The following is a 7,742-nucleotide window of genomic DNA, read 5'->3' on the forward strand; positions in this document are numbered from 1 at the left end:
CCCTTCTACCTCATCGGCGGAGGCGGCGGACCACGTAGCGCGCGTCACGGCCGACGCCGCGCAGGCTGGCGGACACCAGCGTGCTCTGCCACTCCAGCCCGACGTACCCGAGGCCGGGCACGGACGTGGACACGCCGCGCCGGTGCTCCGGCAGGCCGCGTTCGTCCAGTGCGCCGAGACCGGCGAGGTAGGGCATGTCCGGCCGGTACCCGGTGGCGAGCAGGAGCGTGTCGACGGGTTCGCGGCGGCCGTCCGGCCAGACGACGTGGTTGCCGTCGAGGCGGGTGAACATCGGACGGCGGTCCGGGCGGCCGGCGCGGATCAGCCGGCGGTAGCGACCGGTGTCGATCACCGGAACGGTCGGCGGCTCACCCTTGATCCGGCGCGGCAGCACGGCCACACCGGTGACGGTGAACCAGAACTGCAGGTCCTTGCCCAGCGGCCGCTGCGGCGCGTACCGGATGGGCTTGCGCGTCGCGAGCGTCACCGACGAGACCCCGGCCAGCTCGGCGGCGATCTGCACCCCGGAGTTGCCCGCGCCGACCACGACGATCCGCTGCCCGGCGAACGCGCTCGGCTCCCGGTAGTCCGCCGCGTGGATCACCTTGCCCGCGAAGGAATCCAGCCCGGGCAACGCGGGCGTGTACGGCTTGCCGAACCACCCGCTGGCCGCGATGACGATCGGCACCTCGAACTCCTCCCCCGCGCGCACGACGAAACTCCCGTTGCGCCGCACGGATTCCACCCGGTGCCCGGTCCGGATGTCCACGTCCAGCCCGGCGGCGTAGTCGCGCAGGTAGGCGACCACCTCGTCGCGCACCGGGTAGTGCCGGGGGTCGCCGGGAAAGCGTTTGCCAGGCAGGGAACTGTAGCCGGCGGGCGAGAACAACGTGAGGCTGTCGTAGTAGCGGGGCCAGGATCCGACTGGCTCCGCCTGCGCCTCCAGCACCACCGGCTTCAGCCCGGCCTCCCGCAGCGCGTACGCCGCGGCGAGCCCGGACTGGCCGCCTCCGATCACGATCGCGTCCGGCATTCACGCCTCCCCCAGGTCGGTCACCACCCTAGTCGGCCCGGGCGACGTTGTGTTCCGCTACGAGAAGGCGCGCAGCCGCAGCGAGTTGGTCACCACGAACACCGAGCTCAGCGCCATCGCCGCACCGGCGATCATCGGGTTGAGCAGGCCGAGCGCGGCCAGCGGGAGGGCCGCCACGTTGTAGGCGAAGGCCCAGAACAGGTTGCCCTTGATGGTGCCGAGCGTGCGGCGCGCCAGCCGGATCGCGTCGGCCGCGGCCCGCAGGTCGCCGCGCACCAGCGTCAGGTCGCTCGCCTCGATCGCGACGTCGGTGCCGGTGCCCATCGCCAGTCCCAGGTCGGCCTGCGCGAGCGCGGCCGCGTCGTTGACGCCGTCGCCGACCATCGCGACCCGGTTTCCCTTGTCCTGCAGGCGTTTCACGGCGTCGACCTTGTCGGCGGGCAGCACCTCGGCGATCACCTCGGTGATGCCGACCTCGCGGGCCACCGCCTTCGCGACCGTCTCGTTGTCGCCGGTCAGCAGCACCGGCCGCAGCCCGAGCGCCGCGAGCCGGCGGACCGCCTCGGCGGAGGTGGGCTTGACCGTGTCGGCCACCATCAGGACCGCGCGCACCTGGCCGTCCCAGCCGACCGCGACGACCGTGCGGCCCAGCTCCTCCGCCTCGGTCTTGGCCCGCGCGAGCGCCTCCGGGAGGCGCAGGCCCCACTCGGCGAGCAGCGCGGCGCGCCCCGCCACGACCGTGCGGCCCTCGACCACGCCCTGCACGCCCAGGCCCTCGACGTTGCGGAACTCCGACACGGGCGCGTGCTCGTCCACGGCGGCGGCGATGGTCTTGGCGATCGGGTGCTCGGAGGCGTGCTCCAGCGACCCGGCCAGCCGCAACACCTCGTCGCGGTCCGCGCCGTCGGCGAGCCGGACGTCGACCAGCGACATGCGGCCGGTGGTGACCGTGCCGGTCTTGTCCAGCACGACGGTGTCGATCCGGCGGGTGGATTCCAGCGCCTCCGGGCCCTTGATGAGGATCCCGAGCTGCGCGCCCCGGCCGGTGCCGACGAGCAACGCGGTCGGCGTGGCGAGCCCCAGCGCGCACGGGCAGGCGATGATCAGCACCGCGACCGCCGCGGTGAAGGACGAGGTGGTGGATTCGCCGAGGGCGAGCCAGGTGATCAGCGTGCCCAGCGCGAGCACCAGCACGATGGGCACGAACACCCCGGACACCCGGTCGGCCAGGCGCTGGACCTGCGCCTTCCCGGTCTGCGCCGCCTCCACGAGCTTCGCCATCTGCGCGAGCTGGGTGTCCGACCCGACGCGGGTGGCACGCACGACGAGACGCCCGCCCGCGTTGACGGTGGCGCCGACGACCGCGTCGCCCCGCCCGACCTCGACCGGCACGGACTCGCCGGTCAGCATGCTCACGTCCACCGCCGACGAGCCGTCCTCGACCTCGCCGTCGGTCGCGATCTTCTCGCCCGGCCGCACCACGAACCGGTCCCCCACCGCCAGCTGCGACGCCGGGATCCGGACCTCGGCGCCGTCCCGCAGCACGGCGACGTCCTTGGCCCCCAGCTCCAGCAGCGCACGCAGGGCGGCGCCGGCCCGGCGTTTGGCGCGCGCCTCGAAGTAGCGCCCGGCCAGGATGAACGTGGTCACCGCCGTGGCGACCTCGAGGTAGATGCGGCTTTCGCTGCCGCGCTCGATGGTCAGCTCGAACGGGTGCCGCAGCCCGATCTCCCCGGCCTCGGTGAACACCAGCGCGTACACCGACCACAGGTAGGCCGCGAGGGTGCCGACGGAGATGAGGGTGTCCATCGTCGCGGCGCGGTGCTTGAGGTTCGTCCACGCCGCCACGTGGAACGGCAGGCCGGCGCCGAACACGACCGGTGTCGCCAGCGCCAGGGAGATCCACTGCCAGTAGTCGACCTGCCAGGCCGGGACCATCGCCAGGACGACCACCGGCAGCGACAGGACCGCCGCCGCGAGCACCCGGTCCCGCAGGCCGGTGACGTGGTCGTCGCCCTCCTCGCCGGCCCGCGGCAGCGTGGCCGAGTACCCGGCGGCGACGACCGTGTCGACGAGCTGCTGCGGCTCGACGCCGGCCGGGAAGCTGACCGTGGCCTTTTCGGTGGCGTAGTTGACCGTGGCGGTGACCCCGTCGAGCTTGTTCAGCTTGCGCTCGATGCGGTTCGCGCACGCGGCGCAGGTCATGCCGCCGATGGCCAGTTCGACCTCGGTGCGCTCGGGGGCGGCGGTCATCGGGTCACCGGGAGGCGAGCTCGTACCCGGCCTCGTCGATGGCGGCGCGGATCGCGTCGTCGCTCAGCTCCGCGGCGCTCACCACGGTGACCGCGCCGGTCGGCAGATCGACCTTGACGTCGGAGACGCCCTCGATCTTGGTGACCTCCTCGGTGACGGAGGCGACGCAGTGCTGGCAGGTCATCCCGGTGACGGTGTAGACGGTCTCAGTCATGCCCGGAACTATACCCCCTACCCGTACCTGGGGTCGCCCAGCGTTCCTCGATGCGGCCGAAGCGCCACACCACCCAGGCGATTACCCAGGTCAGGACGAACAAACCCACGATCACGAACCCGGCGTGGTCGAGGTTCATCCCGGCGATCCAGGCCAGCAGGCCGCTCGTGATCCCGGCCTGGTCGACGAGCACGGAGATCAGCTCGATCACGCCGATGACCAGGGCGACCACGACAGACAGGGCGGTCACGGTGATGTTGTAGAAGATCTTGCGCACCGGGCGCGCGAAGGCCCAGCCGTAGGCGTAGTTCATGAAGAAGCCGTCGGCGGCGTCGAAGAGGGTCATGCCGGCCGCGAACAGGACCGGCAGCACGAGGATGGCGTACCAGGGCAGCGCGAACGCGGCGGCGCCACCGGCCAGGACCAGCAGGCCGACCTCGGTCGCGGTGTCGAAGCCGAGGCCGAACAGTACCCCTACCGGGTAGATGTGCCACGGCTTGCGCACGGCGGCGGTGGCCTTGCCGAGGATGCGGTTGAGCAGGCCGCGGCTGGCGAGCCTGGCCTCGAGTTCGGCCTCGTCGAACCGGCCGCGGCGCATGTCGCGGGCGACCTTGACGATGCCGATCAGGACGACCAGGTTGATCACGCCGAGCAGGCACAGGAAGGCGCCGGACACGGACAGGCCGATCACCCCGGTGACGTCGTGCAGGGTGGAAGAGTCGTTCTCGACCTCGCCGGCCAGCGCGCGCACGCCGAGTGACAACAGCAGGCACAGCCCGAACACGATCGTGGAATGCCCGAGGGAGAACCAGAAACCGACCGTGAGCGGACGCTGCCCGTCGGCGATGAGCTTGCGGGTGGTGTTGTCGATCGCCGCGATGTGGTCGGCGTCGAACGCGTGCCGCATGCCGAGGGTGAACGCCGTGACCCCGAGGCCGACGCCGAAGACGCCGGATGCGCCGATCGCGAAGTGCTGCGGCACGACGAGCAGGAGCAGGACCCCCCAGCCGGCGACGTTGAGCGCGAGGATGAAGCCGGCCATCCCCGCCACCGACATCCGTTCCCGCCTGCCGAGCGGGGTCCGATCACCCACGGATAACCTCCATCACCTGTTCAGGTAATCAGATGAGCAGACGGCTCCGTTCGACGCAAGGGCGCGCATACGGGGAGCGGGTATGATGGCGGGAGTTTTCCTACAGCGGAGGCGGACATGGCGAGCTACAGCGGCGACAAGGACGCCTACCTCAAGCGACTGCGCCGGATCGAGGGCCAGATCCGCGGCCTGCAGCGCATGGTCGAAGAGGACAAGTACTGCATCGACATCCTGACGCAGGTGTCGGCCGCGACGAAGGCGCTGCAGTCGTTCTCGCTCGAGCTGCTGGACGAGCACCTGTCGAGCTGCGTGGTCGACGCGGCGCGCGCCGGAGGCCGCGAGGCGGAGGTGAAGGTCCGCGAGGCCAGCGACGCCATCGCACGCCTCGTGAAGTCCTGACCCGCCCGACCGGCTCGGAGCCCGCCGGTGCTTCCGCGCCCCGACGCTCTTGCCGGCCGTTTCGCCAACCCCAGGAGCCAGCGCGCGGCCCAGTCGCGACCGCCCTCACCCGGCGAACCGGCGCGCCGCCCAGCGCCCTCCGCCGCCACACGCGGCCCCAGAGATTACCCCAGCAGCGCCGTCGCGACCGCCTTCACCCGCGAGCCGGCACCGCACAGCCTCCGACGCCGCCACCCGGCACCAGAAAATCACCCCAGCAGCGCCGTCGCGACCGCCTTCGCGCGGTGGGCCGGCTCCGCGCTGCGCTCGCGTAGCGCCGTCACCAGCGCCCCGTCGATCAGCAGCATCAGCTGCGCCGCGAGCGCCGCACTCGAGGCGTACCCGGCCTTCTCGAGCAGCCCCGCCAGGTAGTCCGTCACCGCGGCCTTGTGCGCCCGCGCCAGCCGGTACACCGCCGTGTCCGTGTCACCGAGCTCGGCCATCGCGTTGATGAACGCGCAGCCCCGGTAGTCCGCCCGCGCGAACCGCTCGGCGAGGAAGTCGAACACCGCCAGCGGGTGGTCGCCGCGCGCCGCGACCCCCTCCGCCAGCGCCTGCCGCCACTGCCGGTCGCGCTCGCTCAGGACCGTCTCGACCAGGTCGTCCTTGCTCGCGAAGTGCCGGTAGAACGACGCGCGCCCGACCCCGGACTCCTCCAGCAACCGCTCGACCCCCACCGCACGGATGCCCTCCGCGTAGAACAGGTCCTCCGCGGTCTCCACCAGACGCTCACGGGCACGGGTCGGCATACCCCCACGATATCCGAACTTGACGAGAAACGGAACCGATCAGTACCGTTCAAACGGAACCGATCAGTACCGTTTGGGGAGCCCATGGTCACCACCACCACCACCGAACGCCTGTCCCCCCGGATAGGCGTCCTGACTATCGCGACGTTCGCCGTCGGCACGGACGCCTTCGTCGTCAACGGCGTCCTGCCCGAACTCTCCCGCTCGCTGGACGTCAGCGTCGGCGAGGCCGGCCAGCTCGTGTCCGTCTTCGCGATCGCCTACGCCGTCCTGTCCCCGGTGCTCGCCGCCGCGACCGGGAACTGGCCGCGGCGCACCGTCCTGCTGGCCGCGCTCGGCGTCTTCGTAGTGGGCAACGCCATCACCGCGCTCGCCCCGGACTACGGCCTCGCGCTGGCCTCGCGCGTGATCGCCGCGGCCGGCGCCGCCGCCATCACCCCGACCGCCTCCACCGCCGCGGCTGCCCTGGCCTCACCCGAGCGGCGCGGCCGCGCGATGTCGCTGGTCACACTGGGACTGGTGTCGTCGACCGCGCTGGGCGTGCCGATCGGGACGCTGCTCGGTTCCGTCGCGAGCTGGCGCGAGACGATGTGGCTGGTCGCCGCGCTCGGCGTGGTAGCCGGGGCCGGCGTCGCGCTCTGGCTGCCGCCGGTGCCGAACCCGCCGGCCACCACCCTGCGGGCGCGCCTGGCCCCGCTGCGGGACCGGACCATCGCGCTGATCCTCACCGCGACCGTGGCCATGTTCATCGGGATCTACCTGGTCACGATCTACCTGAGCGTGATCGTCGAGCACGCGACCGCGGGCGACGGCGTCCGCCTCACCGTCCTCCTGTTCGCCGCCGGAGTCGCCGGCACGATCAGCAACGTCGTCACCGGCGGCTGGACCGACCGCTTCGGCCCGATGCGGGTCATCACCATCGCGATGGCCCTCGGCGCGCTCGACTTCGCGCTCATGCCGTGGACGACGGCCACGTTCGCGGGCGCGTTGATCGCCGTCATCGCCTACGGCCTGGCGTCGTGGTCGGTGATGGTGCCGCAACAGCACCAGCTGATCGCCGCCGCACCGGCGACGCCGTCCCTGGTCGTGTCGCTGAACGCGTCGGCGATCTACCTCGCGGTGTCCCTGGCCGGGGTGCTGGGCGCGGCCGCGCTCCAGCTGGTACCCGGCCCGTTCCTGCCGTGGCTCGCGGCCTTGTTCCTCCTCGTCGGCCTGGCCGCCGCGTGGGCGGCGGAGAAGTTTAAACGTTGAACGGCAGGCAAACCCCCTGCACATGAGCGCGACCACCACACTTCCGGACGTGGCGCGCGGACACCTGGACATCCTGGATGAGACGCTGAGCGCGCTCCGTCAGCAGACGGCGCGCCTCACGCGTTGGGGCCGCGTGCTCGCCGAGCGGTTGCGCGAGGGCAACCGCCTGCTCGCGGCGGGCAACGGCGGGTCCGCGGCGGAAGCGCGGCAACTGACCGCGGACCTGCTTGGCCGCTACCACGACGACCGCCCACCGTTCTCGGCGATCGCCCTGCACACCGACACCTCCAGCCTCACGGCGGTGGGTGACGAGTACGAGTACGACCACGCCGAGGTCTTCGCGCGGCAGGTGCGGGCGCACGCCCGCCCGCGCGACATCCTCGTACTGCTGTCGGCGAGCGGGCGCAGCCGCAACCTGGCGCGAGCGGCCGAAGAGGGCATCCGGGCGGGGGCGAACGTGTGGGCGCTGACCGGGCCGAGCCCGAACCCGCTGGCCAACGTCGTCGAGGACGCGCTGTGCCTGCCCGGCACCGCGGCCACCGTGCAGGAGGCCCACCTCGTGGCGGTCCACATCCTGTGCGCGGCAGTGGAACGCGCACTGTCCACAGAGGACGGCGGGCGAAGGGCCTCCTGAGCCCGGAGGACGAAGCGCCCCGAATTGTCAGACCCCACCCCTAAAGTCCACCCCTGCATCTTATACACATCTGACGT

Annotated in this window: 8 protein-coding genes; 3 read left to right on the forward strand and 5 right to left on the reverse strand. The window is 72.0% G+C overall.

The window, feature by feature from the left end:
* Window positions 1-10 precede the first annotated feature (10 nt).
* From D0D28_RS27685 to D0D28_RS27700, 4 genes are read right to left on the reverse strand one after another with little or no spacing between them, the layout of a single operon-like run.
* A complete protein-coding gene (locus tag D0D28_RS27685; protein ID WP_116113682.1) occupies window positions 11-1,033 on the reverse strand; it encodes a flavin-containing monooxygenase in 1,023 nt (340 codons plus the stop codon).
* 57 nt (window positions 1,034-1,090) lie between these two features.
* A complete protein-coding gene (locus D0D28_RS27690; RefSeq protein WP_116113685.1) occupies window positions 1,091-3,286 on the reverse strand; it encodes a heavy metal translocating P-type ATPase in 2,196 nt (731 codons plus the stop codon).
* Window positions 3,287-3,290: 4 nt separating this feature from the next.
* Window positions 3,291-3,500 carry a heavy-metal-associated domain-containing protein gene (locus D0D28_RS27695; protein WP_094003625.1) on the reverse strand — a complete coding sequence of 70 codons (210 nt, stop codon included), beginning with the start codon at window positions 3,498-3,500 and terminating at the stop codon, window positions 3,291-3,293.
* Window positions 3,493-4,557: a HoxN/HupN/NixA family nickel/cobalt transporter gene (locus D0D28_RS27700; RefSeq protein ID WP_094003624.1), complete on the reverse strand. Its 1,065-nt coding sequence runs from the start codon at window positions 4,555-4,557 to the stop codon at window positions 3,493-3,495. The genes D0D28_RS27695 and D0D28_RS27700 overlap by 8 nt, the downstream gene beginning before the upstream one ends.
* A 153-nt stretch (window positions 4,558-4,710) precedes the next feature.
* Between D0D28_RS27700 and D0D28_RS27705 the strand changes: the two genes are divergently transcribed.
* Window positions 4,711-4,992: a metal-sensitive transcriptional regulator gene (locus D0D28_RS27705; RefSeq protein ID WP_017986268.1), complete on the forward strand. Its 282-nt coding sequence runs from the start codon at window positions 4,711-4,713 to the stop codon at window positions 4,990-4,992.
* Window positions 4,993-5,240: 248 nt separating this feature from the next.
* On the opposite strand, the gene D0D28_RS27710 is transcribed toward D0D28_RS27705, so the two are convergent.
* The gene (locus tag D0D28_RS27710) at window positions 5,241-5,780 is read right to left on the reverse strand and encodes a TetR/AcrR family transcriptional regulator (protein WP_240323379.1); all 540 of its coding nucleotides are present in this window, start codon (window positions 5,778-5,780) and stop codon (window positions 5,241-5,243) included.
* A gap of 84 nt (window positions 5,781-5,864) precedes the next feature.
* Here D0D28_RS27710 and D0D28_RS27715 point away from each other — a divergent pair, with 84 nt between their 5' ends.
* On the forward strand, window positions 5,865-7,031 hold the full coding sequence (locus D0D28_RS27715) for an MFS transporter (protein WP_116113688.1): 1,167 nt from the start codon (window positions 5,865-5,867) through the stop codon (window positions 7,029-7,031).
* A 22-nt stretch (window positions 7,032-7,053) separates the two neighbouring features.
* Window positions 7,054-7,665 carry a D-sedoheptulose-7-phosphate isomerase gene (locus D0D28_RS27720; RefSeq protein ID WP_116113690.1) on the forward strand — a complete coding sequence of 204 codons (612 nt, stop codon included), beginning with the start codon at window positions 7,054-7,056 and terminating at the stop codon, window positions 7,663-7,665.
* Window positions 7,666-7,742 lie beyond the last annotated feature (77 nt).

It is taken from the genome of Amycolatopsis ruanii, from assembly GCF_003385175.1.
GTDB lineage: Bacteria > Actinomycetota > Actinomycetes > Mycobacteriales > Pseudonocardiaceae > Amycolatopsis_E > Amycolatopsis_E thermalba.